General features: G+C 71.6%; 23 protein-coding genes and 1 tRNA gene. 13 read left to right on the forward strand and 11 right to left on the reverse strand.

Translation table 11 applies throughout. The features are described from left to right. Positions 1 to 6: 6 nt before the first annotated feature. A complete protein-coding gene (locus HF995_RS11900; protein ID WP_168448028.1) occupies positions 7 to 1,122 on the reverse strand; it encodes a helix-turn-helix domain-containing protein in 1,116 nt (371 codons plus the stop codon). Positions 1,123 to 1,140: 18 nt separating this feature from the next. Further along, a complete protein-coding gene (locus HF995_RS11905) occupies positions 1,141 to 1,770 on the reverse strand; it encodes a hypothetical protein (protein ID WP_168448029.1) in 630 nt (209 codons plus the stop codon). Here HF995_RS11905 and HF995_RS11910 point away from each other — a divergent pair. The 3 genes from HF995_RS11910 to HF995_RS14165 all read left to right on the forward strand — a co-directional run bounded on the left by HF995_RS11910 (position 1,769) and on the right by HF995_RS14165 (position 3,171). Next, complete coding sequence (locus tag HF995_RS11910) at positions 1,769 to 2,374, forward strand: recombinase family protein (protein ID WP_168448030.1); 606 nt, start codon at positions 1,769 to 1,771, stop codon at positions 2,372 to 2,374. The genes HF995_RS11905 and HF995_RS11910 overlap by 2 nt on opposite strands. A 47-nt stretch (positions 2,375 to 2,421) precedes the next feature. Next, the gene (locus HF995_RS14160; protein WP_350308879.1) at positions 2,422 to 2,529 is read left to right on the forward strand and encodes a hypothetical protein; all 108 of its coding nucleotides are present in this window, start codon (positions 2,422 to 2,424) and stop codon (positions 2,527 to 2,529) included. Between the two features lie 114 nt (positions 2,530 to 2,643). After that, the gene (locus HF995_RS14165) at positions 2,644 to 3,171 is read left to right on the forward strand and encodes a hypothetical protein (RefSeq protein ID WP_168448032.1); all 528 of its coding nucleotides are present in this window, start codon (positions 2,644 to 2,646) and stop codon (positions 3,169 to 3,171) included. Here HF995_RS14165 and HF995_RS11925 read toward each other — a convergent pair. Beyond that, positions 3,172 to 3,247: transfer RNA gene (locus HF995_RS11925), tRNA-Lys, on the reverse strand. 149 nt (positions 3,248 to 3,396) lie between these two features. On the opposite strand from HF995_RS11925, the gene HF995_RS11930 reads away from it, so the two are divergent. Next, on the forward strand, positions 3,397 to 4,014 hold the full coding sequence (locus HF995_RS11930) for a dihydrofolate reductase family protein (RefSeq protein WP_168448033.1): 618 nt from the start codon (positions 3,397 to 3,399) through the stop codon (positions 4,012 to 4,014). A 1-nt stretch (position 4,015) separates the two neighbouring features. Here the strand turns inward: HF995_RS11930 and HF995_RS11935 are convergent, their stop codons facing one another. Then, positions 4,016 to 4,642, reverse strand: a complete 627-nt coding sequence (locus tag HF995_RS11935) for a DUF6518 family protein (protein ID WP_210727452.1) — start codon at positions 4,640 to 4,642, stop codon at positions 4,016 to 4,018. Between the two features lie 145 nt (positions 4,643 to 4,787). On the opposite strand from HF995_RS11935, the gene HF995_RS11940 reads away from it, so the two are divergent. After that, a complete protein-coding gene (locus HF995_RS11940) occupies positions 4,788 to 5,339 on the forward strand; it encodes a HEAT repeat domain-containing protein (protein ID WP_168448034.1) in 552 nt (183 codons plus the stop codon). On the opposite strand, the gene HF995_RS11945 is transcribed toward HF995_RS11940, so the two are convergent. From HF995_RS11945 to HF995_RS14170, 4 genes are all read right to left on the reverse strand, one after another. Beyond that, a complete protein-coding gene (locus tag HF995_RS11945) occupies positions 5,311 to 7,209 on the reverse strand; it encodes an FtsX-like permease family protein (protein WP_286189619.1) in 1,899 nt (632 codons plus the stop codon). The genes HF995_RS11940 and HF995_RS11945 overlap by 29 nt on opposite strands. Positions 7,210 to 7,214: 5 nt before the next feature. Then, positions 7,215 to 7,976, reverse strand: a complete 762-nt coding sequence (locus tag HF995_RS11950; protein WP_168448036.1) for an ABC transporter ATP-binding protein — start codon at positions 7,974 to 7,976, stop codon at positions 7,215 to 7,217. A 127-nt stretch (positions 7,977 to 8,103) separates the two neighbouring features. Further along, a complete protein-coding gene (locus tag HF995_RS11955) occupies positions 8,104 to 8,775 on the reverse strand; it encodes a response regulator (protein ID WP_168448037.1) in 672 nt (223 codons plus the stop codon). After that, a complete protein-coding gene (locus tag HF995_RS14170; RefSeq protein ID WP_168448038.1) occupies positions 8,772 to 10,031 on the reverse strand; it encodes a sensor histidine kinase in 1,260 nt (419 codons plus the stop codon). The genes HF995_RS11955 and HF995_RS14170 overlap by 4 nt, the downstream gene beginning before the upstream one ends. 235 nt (positions 10,032 to 10,266) lie before the next feature. Between HF995_RS14170 and HF995_RS11965 the strand changes: the two genes are divergently transcribed. Genes HF995_RS11965 through HF995_RS11975 form a run of 3 tightly spaced genes read left to right on the forward strand, consistent with a single transcriptional unit; the run spans position 10,267 to position 12,249 of the window. Next, a complete protein-coding gene (locus HF995_RS11965; protein ID WP_168448039.1) occupies positions 10,267 to 10,734 on the forward strand; it encodes a DUF2809 domain-containing protein in 468 nt (155 codons plus the stop codon). After that, entirely contained in the window at positions 10,665 to 11,363 is a 699-nt protein-coding gene (locus HF995_RS11970) for a HEAT repeat domain-containing protein (RefSeq protein WP_168448040.1), read from the forward strand. Before HF995_RS11965 ends, HF995_RS11970 begins: the two co-directional genes overlap by 70 nt. A gap of 46 nt (positions 11,364 to 11,409) precedes the next feature. After that, positions 11,410 to 12,249, forward strand: a complete 840-nt coding sequence (locus HF995_RS11975; RefSeq protein WP_168448041.1) for a MerR family transcriptional regulator — start codon at positions 11,410 to 11,412, stop codon at positions 12,247 to 12,249. A 119-nt stretch (positions 12,250 to 12,368) separates the two neighbouring features. Here the strand turns inward: HF995_RS11975 and HF995_RS11980 are convergent, their stop codons facing one another. After that, positions 12,369 to 13,097, reverse strand: coding sequence for a M50 family metallopeptidase (locus tag HF995_RS11980; RefSeq protein ID WP_350308880.1), 729 nt, complete (start codon positions 13,095 to 13,097; stop codon positions 12,369 to 12,371). Between the two features lie 333 nt (positions 13,098 to 13,430). Here HF995_RS11980 and HF995_RS11985 point away from each other — a divergent pair, with 333 nt between their 5' ends. After that, entirely contained in the window at positions 13,431 to 14,987 is a 1,557-nt protein-coding gene (locus tag HF995_RS11985) for a DEAD/DEAH box helicase (RefSeq protein ID WP_168448043.1), read from the forward strand. Between the two features lie 202 nt (positions 14,988 to 15,189). Then, a complete protein-coding gene (gene msrB / locus HF995_RS11990) occupies positions 15,190 to 15,591 on the forward strand; it encodes a peptide-methionine (R)-S-oxide reductase MsrB (protein ID WP_168448044.1) in 402 nt (133 codons plus the stop codon). Positions 15,592 to 15,714: 123 nt separating this feature from the next. On the opposite strand, the gene HF995_RS11995 is transcribed toward msrB, so the two are convergent. Together HF995_RS11995 and HF995_RS12000 are read right to left on the reverse strand one after the other, a co-directional pair. Next, complete coding sequence (locus HF995_RS11995; RefSeq protein ID WP_168448045.1) at positions 15,715 to 17,334, reverse strand: MDR family MFS transporter; 1,620 nt, start codon at positions 17,332 to 17,334, stop codon at positions 15,715 to 15,717. Further along, positions 17,331 to 17,861: a MarR family winged helix-turn-helix transcriptional regulator gene (locus HF995_RS12000; protein WP_168448046.1), complete on the reverse strand. Its 531-nt coding sequence runs from the start codon at positions 17,859 to 17,861 to the stop codon at positions 17,331 to 17,333. The genes HF995_RS11995 and HF995_RS12000 overlap by 4 nt, the downstream gene beginning before the upstream one ends. A gap of 179 nt (positions 17,862 to 18,040) precedes the next feature. Between HF995_RS12000 and HF995_RS12005 the strand changes: the two genes are divergently transcribed. The 3 genes from HF995_RS12005 to HF995_RS12015 all read left to right on the forward strand — a co-directional run bounded on the left by HF995_RS12005 (position 18,041) and on the right by HF995_RS12015 (position 20,583). Next, positions 18,041 to 18,637: a hypothetical protein gene (locus tag HF995_RS12005; protein WP_168448169.1), complete on the forward strand. Its 597-nt coding sequence runs from the start codon at positions 18,041 to 18,043 to the stop codon at positions 18,635 to 18,637. Positions 18,638 to 18,951: 314 nt separating this feature from the next. Further along, positions 18,952 to 19,572 (forward strand): DUF47 domain-containing protein, encoded by a 621-nt coding sequence (locus HF995_RS12010; protein WP_168448047.1) that lies wholly within the window; start codon positions 18,952 to 18,954, stop codon positions 19,570 to 19,572. A gap of 6 nt (positions 19,573 to 19,578) precedes the next feature. After that, positions 19,579 to 20,583 carry an inorganic phosphate transporter gene (locus HF995_RS12015; protein ID WP_168448048.1) on the forward strand — a complete coding sequence of 335 codons (1,005 nt, stop codon included), beginning with the start codon at positions 19,579 to 19,581 and terminating at the stop codon, positions 20,581 to 20,583. Positions 20,584 to 20,661: the final 78 nt, after the last annotated feature.

Here is a 20,661-nt window from a genome sequence, read left to right on the forward strand (position 1 = left end):
CCTTCCCTATACCGCGCGTAGGCTCGCGCGGCTTCGAGAGCTGCGCGGCGCGTCGCCTTCAAGCGCGAACGTGACAAGCCCCAGCATGAGGTCGCGGATGTCCTGAGCGCGCACGTCGAGTGCTCGGGCGATCTCCACGAAGCCCTCGCCGCGAGCCCGCATGTCCGTCATCACTTGGGTAAGCAAGCTGGAGCTTTCGGTGAGCAGGTCCGAGCCCGGCTCGCCTCGCCTGAACCCTGCGCTCGACAGTTGCTTCGCGAGCGTGCCGTATGTCCAGTCCGAGATCACACCAAGCCGATGCGCCCGGAGGTTCAGCGCCATCGCACTGACTCGCCAACGTCGCTTGAGCACCAGGATGTCCTCGAGCATCAGGTTTCCCCGGATCGCGCCGAGTACGTCAGCGCGCGGCATGAGGAACGACGAGGCGAAGTCGTTGGCCGCCTGCTCCTTCTCCTTGCCGGGCTCGACGTGGAGCGACCCTCCATGCATCACGAGGTGGCCGAGCTCGTGCGCCAAATCGAAGCGCAACCGCTCTGCCGACTTATGGACGTTGAGGAAGATGACGGGCGTCGCTCCGTGACGGAACGAAAAGGCGTCAATCGCTTGAAGCGGTCCACCCGCCGAGTAGACCTTGGCGCCCTTGGACTCGAGGAGCTGCAACAGGTTCTTGATCGGCGCCACTCCGAGTCCCCATGCGCCGCGGAGAGCGTCAGCGGCTTGTTCGGGCGGCACGGTCTCGTCGGCGTCAAAGAGATCCTGGATCTCGGGCACGGCCGGCACCGGCGCCCGATAGGTCTTCTCGATCCAGTCCGACAGCTCGATGGCGAGCGTCGACAGTGAGCGCGCGGTCTGCTCGTCCTTCTTGGCGAGCCGAGAGGATGCCCGGAAGTGGAAGGCATCCGCCGGGGGCAGGGTCGCCACTGGCCGATAGAAGAAGTCGACCGGAAAGTTCAGGACGCGCGCGAACTCACGCACGAGCTCCGGGCTCGGCGTCTTCTTCGTGTTCTCGGCCTGGGACACCCACGGCGCAGTCGTGCCGGCCTCGGCGGCCAACGCTGTCGCTGTCATCTGTCGAATGGCGCGCGCCATTTCCAGACGCGCAGGAACGAATGGTGTTGTCATTGCAGGGATCCACTCGCCTTAGCGGCGAGCGACGGTGAAGCCGAAGTCGCCCTCATCGTTGTCGTCCTCGAACGCGAAAGCGCCAAGCGCGAGGTCGAAGGCCGGGAAGATGATGCGCTCCGACCACGTGCTGACGAAGTTGCCGGACATGGACGACGGACGCGAGAGTTCGAGGTGGACGACGCCGTCGCGCTCGTCGTAGAGCAAAACCCAGACGTCTTCAACGTCGACCTCGCCCTGGTCAGTCGGTTGGCCGAACATCGCCACCTGGCCGTTCTCGTCAACGCGGCGCGCGAACGCCAGGCCCTTGGCGTTGCGGTTGCTCGGGCTCGCGTAGGTTACGCCGGTGCGCTCGTCGCCGCTGCTGACGATCAGCCCGAGCTGCAGGTCGGGCTGCAGGAAGTAGGGAAGGTTCTGCGGGTCAAGCCGCATCCACCCAAGCTGGAGCGCCATGAGCTCTGCGTGGACAGTCTCGACTGTCCGCAGCCACCGCGTAATCTCCGCAGCCGACTTCGGAGCTCCCGGAGAGAACGACCGAGACTCAGCAGCCGCGACCGCCACGGCACGCTCGAACACCGATGCCTGAAGGCGCATGGGCGAGAGGTGGGCCGCGAGCGCCTCGCGGGTCTTCGGGGTACGGATCGCCATGTCGGAGTCCTCTCTTACGGTCGCCGTCAGGAGCAGGCTAGCACACCCAGTGAAAGAATCGCTACATCAAATGAGGTACGGTGTCGCCAGTAGCTCCCGGCCTACCAGGCAACGCCGCATCTCGATCAACCAGTGGTACTCCGACAACCTCGGCGCCGAGGCGACCAAGGGGATGAAACAGAAGGCCATCACCGGAGGCACGATCTCCCGAGCGCCGCTGGGCTACCTCAGCCAACGCCGCATCAACGCCGCCGGCGTCGAGGTTCGCTACGTCGAACTCGACCCCGACCGCGCCGACCTCATCCGTAGCGCCTTCGAGCTGTATACGACCGGGAAGTGGCCGACCGAAGCCCTCGCCGGCCATCTGACGGCACGCGGCCTCACGACCCGCGCCACGCCTGGGCGTCCTGCGAACGCGCTGACAGCGAAGACGGTCGGGAAGATCCTTACCAACCCGTACTACCGCGGCATCGTCACCTGGCAAGATGCCGAGTACCCCGGCAATCACGAAGCCGCGTCGACGACGCGACATGGCACAAGGCGCAGACCGTGCTCGCCTCACGGCGTCACGGCGAGTACAACCGCGTCCATACCCACTTCCTGAAGTCCACCGTCATGTGTGGACGCTGCGGATCGCGCCTCATCGTTCAGATGACCAAGTCGCGCTCGGGCGAGCTCTACCCGTACTTCGTCTGCATCGGGCGACGCTCCGGCAACACTGACTGCGATCTCAAAGCCGTCCTGGTCCACGAGGTCTAACAGCAAGTCGAGCACCTCTACCCGAACAACCGGCTGACCCACGAAGAGCGCACCCAGCTCGAGCAATACCTCCGCGAGGAAATCGCGCTTGCCTCGACGGAGCAGCGCCAGCGCGTGACAGAGCTCAAGAGCACCGCCACGGCGCTCAAAGAGCAGCAGCGCAAGCTCCTCCAGCTCCACTACCAGGACGCCCTCCCCGCCGACCTCCTCAAGGAAGAGCAAGGACGCATCGGCAAGGAACTCGCAGGCGTCCAGCACGAGCTCGACGCTGCCACGTCCGACCACGACGACGTGCTCACCAACCTCAGCGACGCGCTCACCCTCGCTGAAGACTGCGACCAGATGTACAAGTCCGTACCCGACCACATCAAGCGGCAGCTCAACCAGGTCTTCTACACCGTCGTCCACATCAACCCGAACGACCACGGCGGCTCCGCGCCGACGGTGAACTCGCGGAGCCCTTCAGCACGCTCCTCGACCCCGCCCTACGTCACACCGCAGGAACTCACGTCGCCTCACGCCGCCGTACAAACGCAAACAAGCCCGCCCCGAAGGGCAGGCCTGTTCAATCAAGATCTCTACAACACCGGACGTCGAACCTTGCCGACACTTCTCATGTCGGCGGTTTTACTCCGGTACTAATGGTGGGCCCCGTGGGGCTCGAACCCACGACCCGCGGATTAAAAGTCCGATGCTCTGCCAACTGAGCTAGAGGCCCGGGGCACGAGCAGGAGGACCGAAAGTCATCGCGGGAACCGTGCCGCCGTGGACATGCTACGCGGGTCAGGGGTGCGGGCGTGCGGTCGTGCCGCGCGAAGGCCGGACGTACGCTCGGAGGGTCGCCCGGCCGTTCGACGAGGAGCACCCATGGGGAAGCTGTACATCGACCTGTTCACCACCCTCGACGGCGTCGCGCAGGCGCCCGGCGGCCCGGACGAGGACCGTGACGGCGGGTTTCCGTTCGGCGGCTGGCAGGCGCCCCACATGGACGAGCTGGTCGGGGAGTCCGTCACCGCCGGGATCGAGGCGATGGACGCGCTCCTCCTCGGCCGTCGGACGTACGACATCTTCGCGGCGTACTGGCCGCACCACCGTGACGACATCGGCGCCCAGCTCAACGCCGTCCCCAAGTACGTCGCGAGCCGCGGGAACCCCGACCTCACCTGGGAGGGTTCGACGCTCCTCGGCACCGACCTCGCCGCAGCAGTGCAGGCGGTCCGAGACCGGCACGAGAGCACGCACGTGATCGGCAGCATCAACCTCGTGCAGACGCTGCTCACCGAGCGCCTCTTCGACGTCCTGACGCTGTGGGTGTACCCGGTCGTGCTCGGCCAGGGGAAGAAGGTGTTCCCCGACGGCGTGCGCGCCTCCGGGCTGCGGCTCCTCGAACCGCCCGTCGCAGGTTCCTCCGGCGCCGTCCAGCTCCGCTACGCCCCGACCGGGGCGGACCCCGAGACCGGCACCGTCGGGGACCTCGACGGGTGACTCACGCGCCGCCGAGCGCCCGGTAGGCCACACCGAACGCCACCGCCACGACCACCGCACCGCCGACCGCGACGATCCGGTCGTCGCGCCTCCGCAGGCGACCCAGCAGCATCCCGCCCAGGAGCACGAGCGCACACACCCCCGCCGCGACCCAGTACGTCAGGCCCGTCGTCCCGCTCACCACGGTGATGCCGTAGACCGACTCACCCAGCCCGATCCCGCCCAGCAGGGCGGTCCCGGCGGCCGCAGCACGGCCGCCGTCCCGCAGCGACGCAGCCGCAGCCCCGACGAACGGCCCGACCACGAGTCCGATCACCCCGAACCGCACCGGGCTGTAGAACAGGTCGGCGACGTCGGCCGCCGCCGCGTACCCCAGCACGAGAAGGACGAAGCTCGCCGCACCCAGCACCGCGCCCAGCCGCCACCCAGGGCGGGCGATCGCCACGAGGCACGCGGTCAGCAACGTCCACCCGCTCGCAGAGTTGGCGAGCGGCCCGAGGGCGTCGGGCAGCCAGCCCTGCGCGTGGAACGTCGCAAACCCGAGCGACCAGCTCGCGGCAAGGACGAACACGACCGGGAGCGCGGCGCGGCGCGCGGTCGGGGCGGGCGAGAGGAGAGTCGCGGTCATGACCTCATCCCACCAAGCGCACCCGCTCTGGCGCGTCGGCCGCAGGGATCAACCGTGACCGCCGCACCTCATCCCGCGGGCCTACGCCCTGTCCCCGGCTGACGACGGCCCCGCGACGACAGAACGCGCCTAGGCTGGGCCCATCATGGAGAAGAAGCTGAACCCCCACCCCGACATCCCCCTCGACCTGCCGACCGGGGAGCGCCTGCGCGCCGCCGTCGACCACTACGGCGAGGAGAAGGTGGTGGCCAGCGCGGCCGCTCTGCTGCGCGGCGAGAACGCCGGCAAGGACTTCCTCCTGTACGCGGGCGGTCGGCACGGCCTCGGCATCCTCGACGGCGCGCCGCCCCTGTACTGGCCCGAGCTGTGGGGTGCCCGCGCCCTGCTCCACGTGTGGGACGACTCCGCGGCGCCGCTCGTCCTCACGGGCCTGAACAACCAGGCGTGGCGCGTCCGCGAGATGTGCCTGCGCGTCGTGCTCGAGCGTGGCATCCTCGCGCTCGACGACCTCGTGCGGCTGACCGACGACGAGAACGCGCGCGTGCGCAGCGCCGCCCTGCGCGCTCTCGCACAGCAGGGCGGCGCTGAGCACCACGCGGTCATCGCCCGGCACTTCTCCGACCGTGACAAGACCGTCCGTCCGGTCGCGCAGCAGGCGCGGGACGCGCTCAGCTCGCGGCTCGCCGCCGCAGAGTGATCGGGACGGTCGTCACGAGCGCGACCACCGCCACGACCGCAGCCAGCCCGCCGAACATCGCCCAGTCCACCACCGGCAAGGGCGTGCCGAGCATCCCGTAGCCCGCGCCCACGAGCGCAGGCAGGACGGCGACAGTGCCGAGCAGCACGGCCGCACCGATGACGAACACCGCCTCGACGAGGACCATCGCCGTGAGCTGGCGACCCGTCGCGCCCGTGCGCCGCAAGAGCGCCAGCTCCCCGCCACGCTGACCCGAGAGCATCGCGAGCGTGTTCGCGCCCGCGAGCGTCACGAACCCCAGCAGCGCGAGCAGGAGGATCATCGACAGGTCCTGCATCGACGCGCCCGAGCCCTTCACGGCCTCGACGTGCGCGGCGACGTCGCGCACAGGTGCGCCGAGCGCCGCGAGCTGCCGCTCGACGTCGTCCGCCGCGCCCGGCGCGGTCTGCACCAGGATCGAGTCGGGCTGGGCAGCGAGGCCGTGCGCGGCGAGCGTCGCCTCGCCGACGACGAGGTCGCCGAAGCCGAGCGACCGCCCGTACACCGCGACGATCGTCGCCGTGCGCTCCTCGCCGTCGGGCCACCGCACCTCGATCGTGTCGCCGTAGCCCTTGCCCGTCCCGAACAGGGCGTCGCGGCCCACCGCGACCGTGTCGACGCCGTCGAGCGCCGCGACCGAACCCTCGCGCACGTCGAGGTCGAGGATGTCTGAGCCGGCGCCGCGCGGCAGCACGGCGAGCGAGCCCGCCTCCCAGGACAGCGAGTCGAACAGCGGCATCTCCTCGTCGTCGTCCTCGATCTTCACGTCGGCCGGGACGACACCCGTCGCGAAGGTCGCAGCGACCCCCGGGACGGCGGCGACCTGAGCCGCCGTCGTGCCCGCTGACGCGTCGACGACGAGGTCCGCGTGCAGGCCAGCCGTGAGCTGCTCACCCGCCGCAGCGACCGTCGTGCGGTCGAACGCCGACTGCACCGTGCCGAGCGCGATGAGGAGAGCGAGCGGCACGACCGCCGTCGTCAGACGGCGCGAGAAGCCCCGCGCGTTCGCCAGGGCGAGGTGCCCGCTCGCCCAACCGAGCGGCGCCGTCGCACGCAGCCCACGCTCCGCGAGCCACGCCACGATCGCCGGGCCTGCGAGCGCGCCCGCCGTGATGAGCAGGAACGCCGACATGACGCCCGCCATAGTGCCCCCGATGCCGGGGAGGAAGAACGGCGTGAGCGCGAGGACGACGCCGCCCGCCGTCAGGTAGACCGCCGTGGCGATGCGCGCCTTGCCGAGCCGTGCCGGCTCCGCCTGGCTCTGCTGGACCGCCGCCGTGGGGCTCGTGCGGACCGCCTCGCGGCTGGCGAGGCGCGCGGCGAGCAGGCACGTCGGGACGAGCAGCAGCAGCGTCGCGACGACGGGGACCGGGGAGAGCGTCAGCTCGTACCCGGCGGGCACGATCCCGCTCGACTCGAGCGCCGGCGTCAGCAGCCGCGCCCCGAACAGGCCGGGCACCGCACCCACCGGCGCCGCGACCGCGAGGACCATCAGCACCTCGCGGGTGACGAGCGAGCGGACCTGGCTGCCCGTCGCACCGATCGCGCGCAGCAGCGCGAGCTCGCGACGCCGCTGGCGCAGCGCACCCGCGATCGTCGACGACAGCATGAAGACCACGATGAGGATGGTCGTGCCCGCGAAGGAGCTCGCGACCATCGCGAGCAGCATCGCGCTGCCGCCGACCGTGTCCGAGGCGAGGCCCGTGCGCAGCCCCGACTCGAGGAGGACGCCCGTCGCGGTCAGCAGCGCGGAGGCGAGCGCGACGATGATCGCGGACCCGGTGAGGCTCGCGCGGTTCGCGCGGGCGGAGGAGCGGGAGAAGAACCACATCGTCGTCACCGCCCCGCCGCTGCGAGGAGGTGCTCCGCGACCAGCTCGGTCGTCGGCTGCTCGACGTGCCCGACGACGCGCCCGTCCGCGAGGAACAGCACCTGGTCGGCGACCGACGCGACACGCGGGTCGTGCGTCACGAGGACGAGCGTCTGGCCCAGGTCCCGGACCGCGCCCTGCAGCACGTCGAGGACCTGCTGGCCCGTGTGCGAGTCGAGCGCGCCCGTCGGCTCGTCGGCGAACACGACCGTCGGCCGCGTGATGAGCGCCCGCGCGATCGCGACGCGCTGCGCCTGCCCGCCCGAGAGCTGGCCCGGCAGGCGGTCCGCCATGCCGTCGAGCCCGACGGCGTGCACGAGGTGGTCCTGCCACGCCCGGTCGGGGCGCCGCCCGTCGAGCAGCAGCGGCAGCTGGACGTTCTGCGCGACCGTCAGGTGCCCGACGAGGTTGTACGCCTGGAAGACGAAGCCGATGTGGCGGCGGCGGAACTGCGTGAGCGCGTCCGGCTTGAGCGTCGTGAGGTCGACGTCGCCGACGACGACGTGCCCGCTCGTCGGGCGGTCCAGCCCGGCCGCGCAGTTGAGGAACGTCGACTTGCCGGACCCGGACGGGCCCATGATCGCGGTGAACGATCCGGGCCGCAGGGCGACGGACACGGACGCGAGGGCCTCGGTCTCGTCGAGGCCGTTGGGGTACGTCTTGCGGACCTGGACGAGGCGGACGGCCGTGCGGGTGTCCGGCGGGGCGGGGGTGGTGATGGAGGACATGGGGTGCTCCGAGAGGTCGAGGGGACGTGCTTTCCGTCGTCCTCGACGCTATGAGCGGGGTGGGGGCGCGTTCGAGCCGCTCAGGACGCAACCCTGCGGTTTGCACCTTTCGATGCAAGCGGCCCGGTCAGCCCTCGTCGGGGACCGTCACCACGCGGTTCTGGTACGCCCACACGACCGCCTGCAGCCGCGACCGGACGCCGATCTTCGGCAGCATCCGGGCGAGGTGCGACTTGACGGTCGACACCTCGACGACGAGCTCGCGGGCGATCTCCTCGTTCGACATGCCTTGCGCGAGCAGCAGCAGGATCTCGGTCTCGCGCGCCGTGAGCAGCTCGGAACCGCGCTGCGCGGAGACCGGCTGCGTACGACGCCGCTCGGCGAACTCCCGCAGCACGCGACGCGTCAGGCTCTGGTCGAGCGTGCCGTGCCCCGCCGCGATCGAACGCACCGCCGCGACCATCTCGTGCGGCTCGGCGTCCTTGAGCAGGAACCCCGACGCCCCCGCCTCGAGCGCACCGAACACGTAGTCGTCGAGGTCGAACGTCGTCAGGACGAGCACTGGCACCGGGTCGACGACGTCGGGCCCGCACAGCGCACGCGTCGCGCTGATGCCGTCGCGGCCGGGCATGCGGATGTCGAGGCACGCGACGTCGGGCCGCAGCTCGTGCGCGAGCGTGACCGCCTCGTCGCCGTCGGACGCGACGCCCACGACCTCGATGTCAGGCTCCGAGCCGAGGAGGGCGGCCAGGCCGGCCCGGACGAGCGGCTGGTCGTCGGCGACGATGATGCGGATCACGCGGTGCCCCCGTCGGTCGTGTCGAGCTCGGTGTCAGGGTCGCGGGGCAGGCGCAGCGTCACGTCCCAGCCACCGTCGACCTCCGGACCGTAGCTCAGCTCCGCCCCCGTGAGCGCCGCGCGCTCACGCATGCCGACGAGGCCGAATCCCCCGGAGGTGTCGCGCTCGGGCGGGATGGCCGCGGCGTCGTTCCGCACGGACACGACGACGGCGGCCGGGTCACGCCCGTCGAGCGTCACGACGCACGGCGCCCCGGGCGCGTGCCGTGACGCGTTCGCGAGCGACTCCTGGACGAGCCGGTATGCCGTGAGCTGCGCGAGCGGGCCGATGCCCGCCGCGAGGGTCGGACCACCGCCGGCGGGCAGCGTGACGAGCTCGACCGGGACGCCGCGCGCCGACGCGTGCGCGACGAGCTCCGCAACCCCCGCGAGCGCCTCGACGCCCAGCTCTGCGGCGTCGTCCTCCCGGAGCAGCCCGACGAGCCGACGCAGGTCCCGCAGGACCGCCGTGCTCTGGCTGCGCACCTGCCGGACCCCCTCCTGCGCGGCGGCCGGGTCGGTCGTGACCTGCCGCTCGATCGCCGCCGACATGACGGCGATGCCGGACAGGTGGTGCGCGGCGATGTCGTGCAGCTCGCGCGCCATGGCCGTGCGCTCCTGCGCGCGAGCCTCCCGCACGAGCGCGTCGCGCTCGCGGGCCAGCGCCGCGAGCTCCTGCTCGCGCGACCGGGCGACCGCCCGCCGGGACGCGACGAGCACGGCGACGAGCGCGGGTCCGCCCACGACGACCACTCCCTGGCCGACAGCCGCGGTCACCGCGAGCAGCGGCTCGAACATGCCGTCCCGCAGCCCGGCGACGGCGTGCGTCACGACGGTCAGCACGACGGCCGCGACGACCGCGGGCCGCATCTCCGCCCACGGTCTCGAGACCACCGCGACGTACGCCGCGACCATCACCGCGAGCGTCGTCATCCCGGCGAGGCCGCCCGTCCCGGCGACCGCTGCGAGGAACGGCACACCCGCGACCCCCACGAGCACACGCGCCGGGGCGGAGCTCGCCCAGGCGAGTGCGACCGCCTGCACGGTCACCGTGGCGAGGACCACCCACCACGCCGCGTCGCCGAAGCCGGGAGCCACGTCGGTGGGAGCGGCCTCTGGATCAGGGAGGAACGGAGCCGCCAGCAGGCCGACGAGCGCGACGGACAAGCAGACGGCAGCGCGCACCGCGTCGCGGCGCACGGGACGGGCAACGATCACGGATCGTTGCGGCTCGACGTCACGACGACAGCGACGATCACCGCGACGACCGCGGCGACCGCCACGACCCCCGCGATCAGGGCGAAAAGAGATACCGACGCCACCAGCGTTCCCTCCGGTCAGGCGGAGCGTCCCCGCCCCAGCCACCCGCGCCCCTCCCGGGCACGGCCTGCCTGACGGTACTGCGCCTGCCTGACGTCGGCAACGGTCGCAAACCCCCTGGTACCTTGCGCGGATGCAGAGCCGCCAGCCTCGTTCCCGTCCGCGTCTCGTCGCCGTCATGGCGGTGGTCGTCGTCGCGGGGCTGCTCGGACGGTCGCTGCCGGGGGTCGTGGGTGACGTCGTCGGCGGCCTGCTCTATGCCGTCCTGCTCTACCTCCTGCTCGCGCTCTTCGCGCCGCGGGCCCGGGCCACGACGCTCGTCATGGCCGCTGCCGTGCTCGGCGTCACGGTCGAGCTCGCCCAGCTCACGGGACTGCCCGCACGCGTCGGTGAGCTGTGGGCGCCCGCCCGCCTCGTGCTCGGCTCGACGTTCGTCCCCCGCGACCTCGCGGTCGCCGTCGCAGGCGCCACGCTCGCGGCCCTCACGGATCGCCTCACCCGCCGCGGCCCGGCACGGCGTACGGTCGAGGCATGTCACGAGCTGCCGGATGGCACGACGAGCTGCAGAGACGCGCAACGGGGGACTGGCCGGCCTTCCTGAGCGAGCACTCAGGGCTGCCCGGCCCGCGAGCGAACCTCCCCCTCGTGGACGCTGCGGCGGCGCTCGCGTCGCAGGCCACGATCGACGCGCTCCTGGACTCGGGCGACGAGTACCTCGTCATGTGCGCGGCAGCCGCGCTCGGGCGGCGTGCCAACGACCCGGCCGCCGCGGCCCGCGCGCGAGCCCTCGCCTCGGACGAGCGCTGGCGTGTCCGTGAAGGTGTCGCGATCGGCCTGCAGCTCCTCGGCGACAGGAACCTCCCTGCCCTGCTCGTGCTCGTGGAGGAGTGGGCAGCCGACCCCGACCCGCTCGTCGGGCGTGCCGCCGTCGCCGCCGTCTGCGAGCCACGACTGCTCCGCGACCCCCAGGCGACGGCCGCCGCGCTCGCAGCGTGCGAGCGCCTGACCACGCGCCTCGCCGCGCTACCGCCCGGGCAGCGTCGGGGCGCCGACGTGCGCACGCTGCGCCAAGCCCTCGGCTACTGCTGGAGCGTGGCCGTCGCCGCCGACCCGACCGCGGGCCTGCCCACGTTCGGTGCCCTCGACGTCGCCGACCCGGACGTCGCCTGGATCGTCAGGACCAACACGGGCAAGAAGCGCCTCGCAGCCCTCCTGACGAGCCCTGCGTGACCACCGTGTTGCTCCTGCCCCTGGGGCAGGGCCTAGCGTCCACGACATGACGAACGACGCATCCGCCGACCGGCTCACGACCGGAGACCTCGCCCGGGCTGCCGGGCTCACGACCAAGGCCGTCCGGCTCTACGACGAGCGCGGGCTCCTGCGCCCCGCACGCACGTCCGAGGGGTGGCGGCTGTTCGACCGCACGCAGGTGGACCGCGCGCGAATGATCGCGCTGCTCCGGTCGCTCGGCGCGCCGCTCGGCGTCGTCGCCGATCTCCTCGAGGCGGGCGACACCTCGGGCCCGACCGACCCGGGCGGCGCCGTCGGGGCGTTCGACGGGTGGTGGGCGCAGGAACAGGCCACGCACGCCGGCCGCGCGCCTCTCGCCGAGCTCGTGCGCCGCCGTCTTGCGGGCGAGGACCTGCCCGCGCTCGCAGCGGCGCGCAGGGACGTCCCCGAGCAGCTCGTCCTGACCGTCACGTGCCGGACGGACGCGGCCGGCCTCCCGGACGCGCTGCGGCGCAGCGCGGGCACGCTCTTCGAGCAGCTCACGCCCGACGACGTCGCAGGCCCCGTGTTCACCGTGTACCGCGGACGCGTGACGCCCGACGGCGACGGCGAGGTCGAGACGTGCGTCCCCGTCGTCGCACCGCTGCGACCCGCGCGCGGCAGCGTGCTGCGCGTCGAGCCTGCGGCGACACTCGCCGTCGTCACGGTCCCGGGCCCGCCCGACGCCGTCGGCTTCGCTCGCATGGTCGAGGTCCACGACGCGCTGTCGTCAGGTCGCTTCACGCTCGACGGCGGGGCCGGCGCCGAGCCGTGCGGTGCGAACCGCGAGATCACGTACCCGCCGCACGAGGAGCAGCGCACCGACGTCGCGGTGCCGGTGGGCTGACGCCCGCTCACCGAGGTCGTGAGCTTGGTCGCGAGGTCGTGAGTCCTGGCTCGCGACCTCGGGTCAGAGGTCACGACCTCGCGGGGCGCGGGGGCCGGGCCGCGGGGCGCGGGGCCGCGTCAGGGCAGCAGGGTGGGCGCTAGCCATCGCGCGCCCTGTGCGAGCGCGGCGAGAGTCACGAGCGCGAAGATCGCGACCCAGAGCCCCCCGGGCGTCCGTGTGAGCCGGCCGAGCACGTCCGCGTCGGAGCCGGTCGCGCCTCGGCGACGACGCTGCACCTGCAGCTCGACGACCGCCCGCGGCGCGCCGAGCAGCAGGAGCCACACGACGGCGTACGCGGCACCGAGGCGCAGGCCGTCGCTGCCCCACCAGGTCACGCCGACGAGGGCGACGAGCGTCACGAGCACCGTCCACAGCCCGTACCAGTTGCGGATCATGACCAGGACGAACACCGCCATGAGCACGAGCGCCCACAGGACGCCGACGGCGTAGCCGCGGCTCAGCCCGTACGCCGCCGCGAACCCGACGACTGCGGGTGCCGTGTAGCCGGCGAACGTCGTCGCGACCATGCCGGGTCCGCGTGGCCGTCCCTTCGACACCGTGAGCCCGGACGTGTCCGAGTGCACGCGGATGCCCTGCAGCTGCCTGCCTGTCAGGAGCGCGACGACGGCGTGCCCCGCCTCGTGCACGGTCGTCACGCCGTGCCGCACGACCGACCACGAGGGCCGCCAGGCCACGACGACGAGCGCGGCGGCGGCGGTCACGAGGACGAGCCGCAGGTCGGGATGGTCGGACGGGGTGGTCGCCGCGGACCAGATCTGGCCGAGGACGTCGAGGACTGTCTGCACGGTGCCATCCTGCCTGCCACGCCTGTGACAGGCCTGGTCGGGCGGGGACGGGAGGCGAACGTCACGCGGACGGGGGAGGTGCTTCGCCGCGCCGTCTGACATGATGGGACCTCTTCGGGCCGCGCGATCTGCCGGCCCAGCGTCGTGGAGTCAGCACGTCCCAGCGAGATCGCGGGCGCGTGCGAGCCTGAGTTCTCTCGCGGCGGACCCCGAACCCTCGGTCGAGACCGGACAGCCGGTCGGTGCCGAAGGCTGCCAGGAAGCAGCCAGCAATCAGGCTCGTCGCAGCCTCGTCCCCGCCCGTGTGCGCGGGAGACCTACCCAGAGAGCACCATGCCTTCCACGCCTCAGTCCTTCGCGGACTTCGATCTGCCCACCGCCGTCGTCAACGCCCTCGCCAAGGACGGCAAGACGACCCCGTTCCCCATCCAGACGGCCACGCTTCCCGACACCCTCGCAGGACGCGACGTCCTCGGGCGCGGCCGCACCGGCTCCGGCAAGACCCTCGCCTTCTCCCTGCCGATGGTCACTCGCCTCGACGCGGCCCGCCCCGAGGGCCGCCGTCGGGCTGCCCGTCCGCGCGGTCTCGTGCTCGCCCCGACGCGTGAGCTCGCGTCGCAGATCGACGCGACGCTCGCCCCGCTCGCCAAGTCGCTCGGCCTGACGACGACGGTCATCTTCGGTGGTGTCGCCCAGTCGCGTCAGGTCAACGCGCTCGCGGCTGGCGTCGACATCGTCGTCGCCTGCCCGGGTCGCCTCGAGGACCTCCTCGGCCAGGGCCACCTGACGCTCGACGACATCGAGATCACCGTGCTCGACGAGGCCGACCACATGGCCGACCTCGGCTTCCTGCCCGGTGTGAAGCGCATCATGGACCGCACGCCCAAGCGCGGTCAGCGCATGCTCTTCTCGGCGACGCTCGACAACGGCGTGGACGTCCTCGTCAAGCGCTACCTGAGCGACCCGCTGCACCACTCGGTCGACTCGGCGCAGTCGCCGGTCGCCGCGATGACGCACCACATCTTCGAGGTCGCGGACGCGGGCGTGAAGCGTGACGTCGTCACGCAGCTCGCGAGCGGCACGAACCGCCGCATCCTCTTCACCCGCACGAAGCACCAGGCGAAGAAGCTCGCGAAGACGCTCACCGCTGACGGCATCCCGGCCGTCGACCTGCACGGCAACCTGTCGCAGGGTGCGCGCGAGCGCAACCTCGAGGCGTTCTCGACGGGCGCGGTCAAGGTGCTGTGCGCGACCGACATCGCGGCGCGCGGCATCCACGTCGACGAGGTCGAGCTGGTCGTGCACGTCGACCCGCCAGCCGAGCACAAGGCGTACCTGCACCGCTCGGGCCGCACGGCTCGCGCCGGGCACGGTGGCGACGTCGTCACCGTCATGCTTCCCGAGCAGCGCGGCGACGTGAAGGACCTGACCCGCAAGGCGAAGATCGCCGCGACGCCCGAGCGTGTGCGTGCGGGTGACGCGCGCATCGCCGAGCTGGTCGGTGACGTCGCGGAGCTCGTGGCGCCGTCGGCGGCCCCGGCCGCCGCGCAGCCCGCGCCCAAGCAGCCGCGGAAGAAGAAGCCCGCGGGCGAGACTGCGCGCGGTGCTGGTCGCGGCGCGCAGCAGGGCGGCGGGCAGCGCGGTGGCGCGCAGCGCGGTCAGCGCAGCGAGCAGGCTGGCCAGGGTGGTGGCCGCCGGTCGGGTCAGTCCGCCGAGGGCGGTCGCGGGCGCCGCGGTGCTGGTTCGGCGCCGACGACGTACTCGACGTCCACGCCGTCGTCCGGCGGTTCCGGCCGTTCGGGTCAGGGCCGCTCCGGGGGCTCGCGCCAGGGCGCGACGTCGGGTCGCACGCGTACCGCTGCCGACTTCTCCCGCGGCCGCGGCCGCTGACCCACCGGGTCATCTTCCCCTTCGCCGAGGTAGGGGGTTGCGCTCGAGGTAGGGCCCTCCATGGGCCTGTCTCGCGTGCGACCCCCTACCTCGGCGTCGTCGTGCCCGGTGGGTGCGCGCGGTCGTCCCCTTCGGCGCGTGGTGCCGAGGCGAGGGAAGATGTGGGGGCGTGACGGTGTTGCGCCCCCTGAGGAGGAGAGACATGACGTACCAGGTGAACAAGACCGACGACGAGTGGAAGGTCGTGCTGACCCCGCAGGAGTTCCACATCCTGCGCGAGGCCGGGACGGAGCGCCCGTTCACGGGGGAGCTGCTCGACGAGAACCGCGAGGGCATCTACCGCTGCCGCGCCTGCAGCGCCGAGCTGTTCCGGTCGACGACGAAGTTCGACGCGCACTGCGGCTGGCCGAGCTTCTACGAGGCCACGAGCTCCGACGCCGTCGAGCTGCTCGAGGACCACTCGCTCGGGATGGTCCGCACTGAGGTGCGCTGCAAGAGCTGCGGCTCGCACCTGGGCCACGTCTTCGACGACGCGCCCCAGACGCCCACGGGCAACCGCTACTGCATGAACTCGGTGTCGCTCACGTTCGACCCGGACGCCTGAGCAGCCGACCCAGCGCAACAGATCGCCCCGGTGCACACGTCACGTGTGCACCGGGGCGATCTGTCGTCCGGGGGGCTGGCTCGGGCCCGGGCTCGGAGGGGCCGGGACCAGGGCCCGAGCGGGTCAGGACTGCTCGGCGTCCTCGCGGGCGAGCTCCTCCATGCGCAGCTCGAGGTTGGACTTGGTGCCGAGCGGCACCTCCTTGATGAAGAGGATCGCGACGAGCGTGACGAGCGCGATCGGCGCAGCGACGAGGAACACCTCGGCGACGCCGGCACCGTAGGCGGACTCGACGATCTTGGCGATCGGCGCGGGCAGTTCGTGGACGTTGGGCAGGGTGCCGCCGGAGAGCGGCCCGCCGTCGACCCCGAGGGACTTCAGGCCGGACGTGATGTCCGACGTGATGCGCGAGCCGAGGATGGCGCCGAGCACGGAGACGCCGAGCGCGCCGCCGAGCGAGCGGAAGAACGCGATCGTCGCGGAGCCCGTCGAGAGTTCGGCGGGCGACAGCGTGTTCTGGGCCGCGAGCATCATGTTCTGCATGAGCATGCCCATGCCGACGCCGATGATCGCCATGTAGAGGCAGATGAGGCCGAGGTTCGTCTGGTAGTCGATCGTGCCCATGAGCCCGAGGCCGACCGGCATGAGGACGCCACCGACGACGAGGAACACCTTGTAGCGGCCGCGCCGTGAGATGGCCTGGCCGGTCGCGATCGAGGACGTGAGCTGGCCGAGGATCAGCGGGATGGTCAGCAGGCCGGAGACGGTGGGGGAGTACCCGCGGGCGATCTGCATGTACTGGCTGAGGAACACGGTCGTGCCGAACAGCACGACGCCGACGGCGGCGCTCGCGATGATCGCGAGGGTGACCGTGCGGTTGCGGAAGAGGTCGAGCGGGATGATCGGCGCGGCGACGCGGGACTCGACCCAGACGGCGATCGCGAGGACGACGACGGAGCCGCCGACCATCGCGGTGGTCTGCCAGGAGGCCCAGTCGAACGAGTTCCCGGCGAACGTGACCCAGAGGAGGAGCGTCGAGATGCCGGCGGACATGAGCAGCGCCCCCCAGTAGTCGATGTCGACCTTCTCGGGGCGGGTGAACGGCGGGAGGTGCAGCGTCTTCTGCAGCAGGACGATCGCGACGACGGCGAACGGCACGGCGATGAAGAAGTTCGCACGCCAGCTCACGGCGTCGGTGAGGAAGCCGCCGAGGAGCGGGCCGCCGATCGTGGCGACGGCCATGATGCCACCCATGTAGCCCATGTACTTGCCACGCTGGCGGGGCGCGACGATGTCGGCGATGAGCACCATGCTCACGGCGGTGAGGCCGCCTGCGCCGACGCCCTGGAGGGCGCGCCACGCGATGAGGGTGCCGCTGCTCTGCGCGAGACCGGCGAGGCCTGCGGAGACGACGGTGAGGACGAGCGAGAGCTGGACGATGACCTTGCGGTCGAACAGGTCGGCGACCTTGCCCCAGATGGGGGTGCTGATCGTCGTCGTCAGCAGCGTGGCGGTGACGACCCACGTGTAGGCGGACTGGTTGCCGCCCAGGTCCGCGACGATGCGGGGCAGCGACGAGCTGACGATCGACGTCGACAGGATCGACACGAACAGGCCCATGAAGATGCCCGAGATCGACCGGAGGATGTCGGTGTGCGACATGGTCGAGGGTTCGCCGGGGAGGTGGTCGGGGCTCTGGGCCGCACCGGTCTGGGGTGCGTGGGGCGCTGGGGACTTGCTCATGCGTGGTCCTTCTGGTCGGGCGTGGGGAGAGGACCGGCGGCACCGTCGGCGCCGGGGAGGGCGGACGTCGCCGCGGGGGCGTCGATCCGGTTGATGGCGTCGGCGACCGCGATGACGGCGGCCGCCGCGGTGTCGAGGTCTGCGGGGTCCCAGCCGGCGAACGCGGCGGAGAGGTCGGTCGTGAGGCGCGCGAAGAGCTCCGTGACCTTGGCGCGTCCTGCGTCGGTGAGGCCGACGGAGCGGCCGCGGCGGTCGTCGTCGGCGACCGTGCGCTCGACGAGGCCTGCGGCGACGAGTGCGGAGACGTGCCGGGACGCGACGGACGTGTCGACCTTGAGGTGCTGCGCGAGGCAGCCGACCTGGGTCGAGCCGGCGCGCGAGAGGTGCAGCAGGAGCCCGATCGTCGCGCGTGGCAGGTCGAGGTCGTGCGACATGCGCGCGCCGAGGGTCCGCTGCGCCGAGGTGAGCACCTCGAGGGCGCGGGCGAGGCCGATGATGTGCGGGGGGATCCCGGGTGGGGTGGTCATGGTGCTCCTTCGGGTGCCGGACCACGATAGATGCCGTTGCTTGCAGCATGCAAGCAAATTGGGCTGGACGTGACGAGCGAGACAGCCCACGCCCTGACTGGCCGCCGCGACCCCTCGTGCCCAACACTGGACGGATGACTGACGCCACCGGACCACGCCGACCGCACCGTCGGCCTGCGATGCTCGATCCGCAGCAGGCCGACGAGATCCCCGGCGTCAACGACCCCACCCTGCGCGCCGAGATCGCGCACACCACTGCGTGCGCGCTCGTCCGCGAGGCCCACGCGCACGAGGACCCCGAGGTCGTCGAACGTCTCGTCCGCCTCGTCGAGACCGAGGGGCTCGACGTCGTCGCCGGGCTGTGGGCGGACTCCGCGCCCGAGACCCTGCCCGGCGCGCTGTGGCGCCTCTACGTGCTGCGCGAGTGGGTGCGCCGCGACCCCGCGACGGTCACGCTCCGCTTCCGCCTCGGCGTCGTGCACGCGCCCGTCCACGAGGCCGTCGCCGGAGCCTCAGGCCCCTCGCCCGAGGACATGCTCCGCCTGGCCGACGCCGTCCTCTCCGGCGTCTTCGCAGGGGACCTCGCCGTCGCGCTCGAACGTGCGAGCGCGTTCTGCCGCATCCTCGCCGTCGGCGCGGCGTTCGACGCCGACTCGGTCGACGTCACCGACGGCGTCCGCGCCACCCACATGACGCGACGGGCCTCGTCGCTCGTACGCACCGCCGAGGAGCTCGAGAGCTGCGCCCACCTGTGGCGCGCGGGCATGCTCGACTGACCTGACCCGGTGCGCCGTTCGGGAAGTGCACGGCAGACCGCGGCGTTAGAGTGGACGTGCGACGCCGGGCTGCGGTAGCCCCGGGCTCCATCATCAGCCGCTACGAGCGGCCCCGCGCCGAGAGGCGCTCCCGGCCCGGCGTCGTTCATCTCACTCCCGCACCGGGGCATAGGTCCCGCACGGTCCCCGGGCGAGATGGTGCAGCACCTGACCCTCATCCGGCAGATGCCTGCCGGACGCCCGTGAAGTTGCGTGTTCACCCAAACGAGGTTCTACGCTGTACGCGACACCTCCCCTCGTCATCGGAGCTTCCCGTGCGCTTCCGTATCACCCCGCGCGATACATCTTTCTTCGACCTCTTCACCGCCTCGGCGGAGCACCTGGTCACCGGTTCGAAGCTCCTCAGCGAGCTCCTCGGTGCCGACAGGCAGGGCCGCAAGGCGATCGCGAAGCAGATGAACGAGGTGGAGCACCTCGCCGACGAGGCGACGCACTCGATCCTGCGACGCATCAACTCGACGTTCGTCACGCCGTTCGACCGTGACGACATCTACGCGCTCGCCTCCGCGCTCGACGACTGCATGGACTTCATGGAGGAGGCGAGCGACCTGATCGTGCTCTACAAGCTCGACGACCTCCCGCGCCGCGTCGCCGACCAGATCCAGATCCTCCAGCGCTGCGCGGAGATCACCGCCGAGGCGATGCCGCGCCTGCGCTCCATGCAGGACCTCTCGGACTACTGGGTCGAGATCAACCGCCTCGAGAACCAGGCCGACAAGCTGCACCGCAAGCTCCTCGCGCAGATGTTCGACGACGTGACCGACCCGATCGAGCTCATGAAGCTCAAGGAGGTCGTCGAGATCCTCGAGGAGGCTGCCGACGCGTTCGAGAAGGTGGCGAACACGGTCGAGACCATCGCGGTCAAGGAGTCCTGACCCCTCGTGGACGTCGCACTCGTTCTGGTCGTCGCCGCGCTCGCGCTGACGTTCGACTTCACCAACGGCTTCCACGACGCGGCCAACGCGATCGCCACCTCGGTGTCGACGCGCGCTCTCACGCCGCGTGCGGCGCTCGCCATGGCCGCGGTCATGAACTTCGCTGGCGCCCTCATGGGTACCGCGGTCGCGGAGACGATCGCTCACGAGATCATCCACATCGACGACGTCGGCACGCGGCTCACGCTCGTCGCGGTGCTCGCCGCGCTCGTCGGCGCGATCGTGTGGAACCTCATCACCTGGTGGTTCGGCCTGCCGTCCTCCTCGACGCACGCGCTCATCGGTGGGCTCGTCGGCGCGGGGCTCGCTGGCGGGATCGCCGTCTACTGGGCGTCGATCGTCGAGAAGGTCGTCCTCCCGATGGTCATCTCGCCGACGGTCGGCTTCGGTCTCGCGTTCCTCGTCATGGTCGGGGTCCTGTGGGTCTTCAAGAACGTCGCACCGGCGAAGGCGTCGCGCCGCTTCCGCATCGCGCAGACGGCGTCGGCTGCGGCCATGGCGCTCGGCCACGGGCTCCAGGACGCGCAGAAGACCATGGGCGTCATGTTCCTCGCGACGACCGCGATCGGGTGGACCACGAAGGGTGACGCCATCCCGTGGGAGATCAAGATCCTGGCTGCGGCTGCGATCTCGGCGGGGACGGCCACGGGCGGCAAGCGCATCATGCGCACGCTCGGCCGCCGCATCATCGAGCTCGACCCGGCGCGCGGCTTCGTCGCCGAGTCGGTCTCCGCGGTCGTCCTGTACGTGAACGCGTTCTGGCTGCACGCCCCCGTGTCGACGACGCACACGATCACGACCGCGATCATGGGCGTCGGCGCGACCAAGCGGTTGTCGGCTGTGCGCTGGGGCGTCGCGAAGTCGATCGGCATGGCCTGGGTCCTCACGATCCCGGCCGCCGCAGGCGTCGCCGCGATCGTGTTCTGGATCCTGCACCCGATCCTCGGCTGAGGTCGCCCGCCGCCTGAGGCGGCCAGACGTACCGACGGCTCCCGTGCTCAGCACGGGAGCCGTCGTCGTCAGGGGCTG

Origin of the sequence: Sanguibacter hominis ATCC BAA-789 (genome assembly GCF_012396185.1) — a bacterium.
GTDB lineage: Bacteria > Actinomycetota > Actinomycetes > Actinomycetales > Cellulomonadaceae > Flavimobilis > Flavimobilis hominis.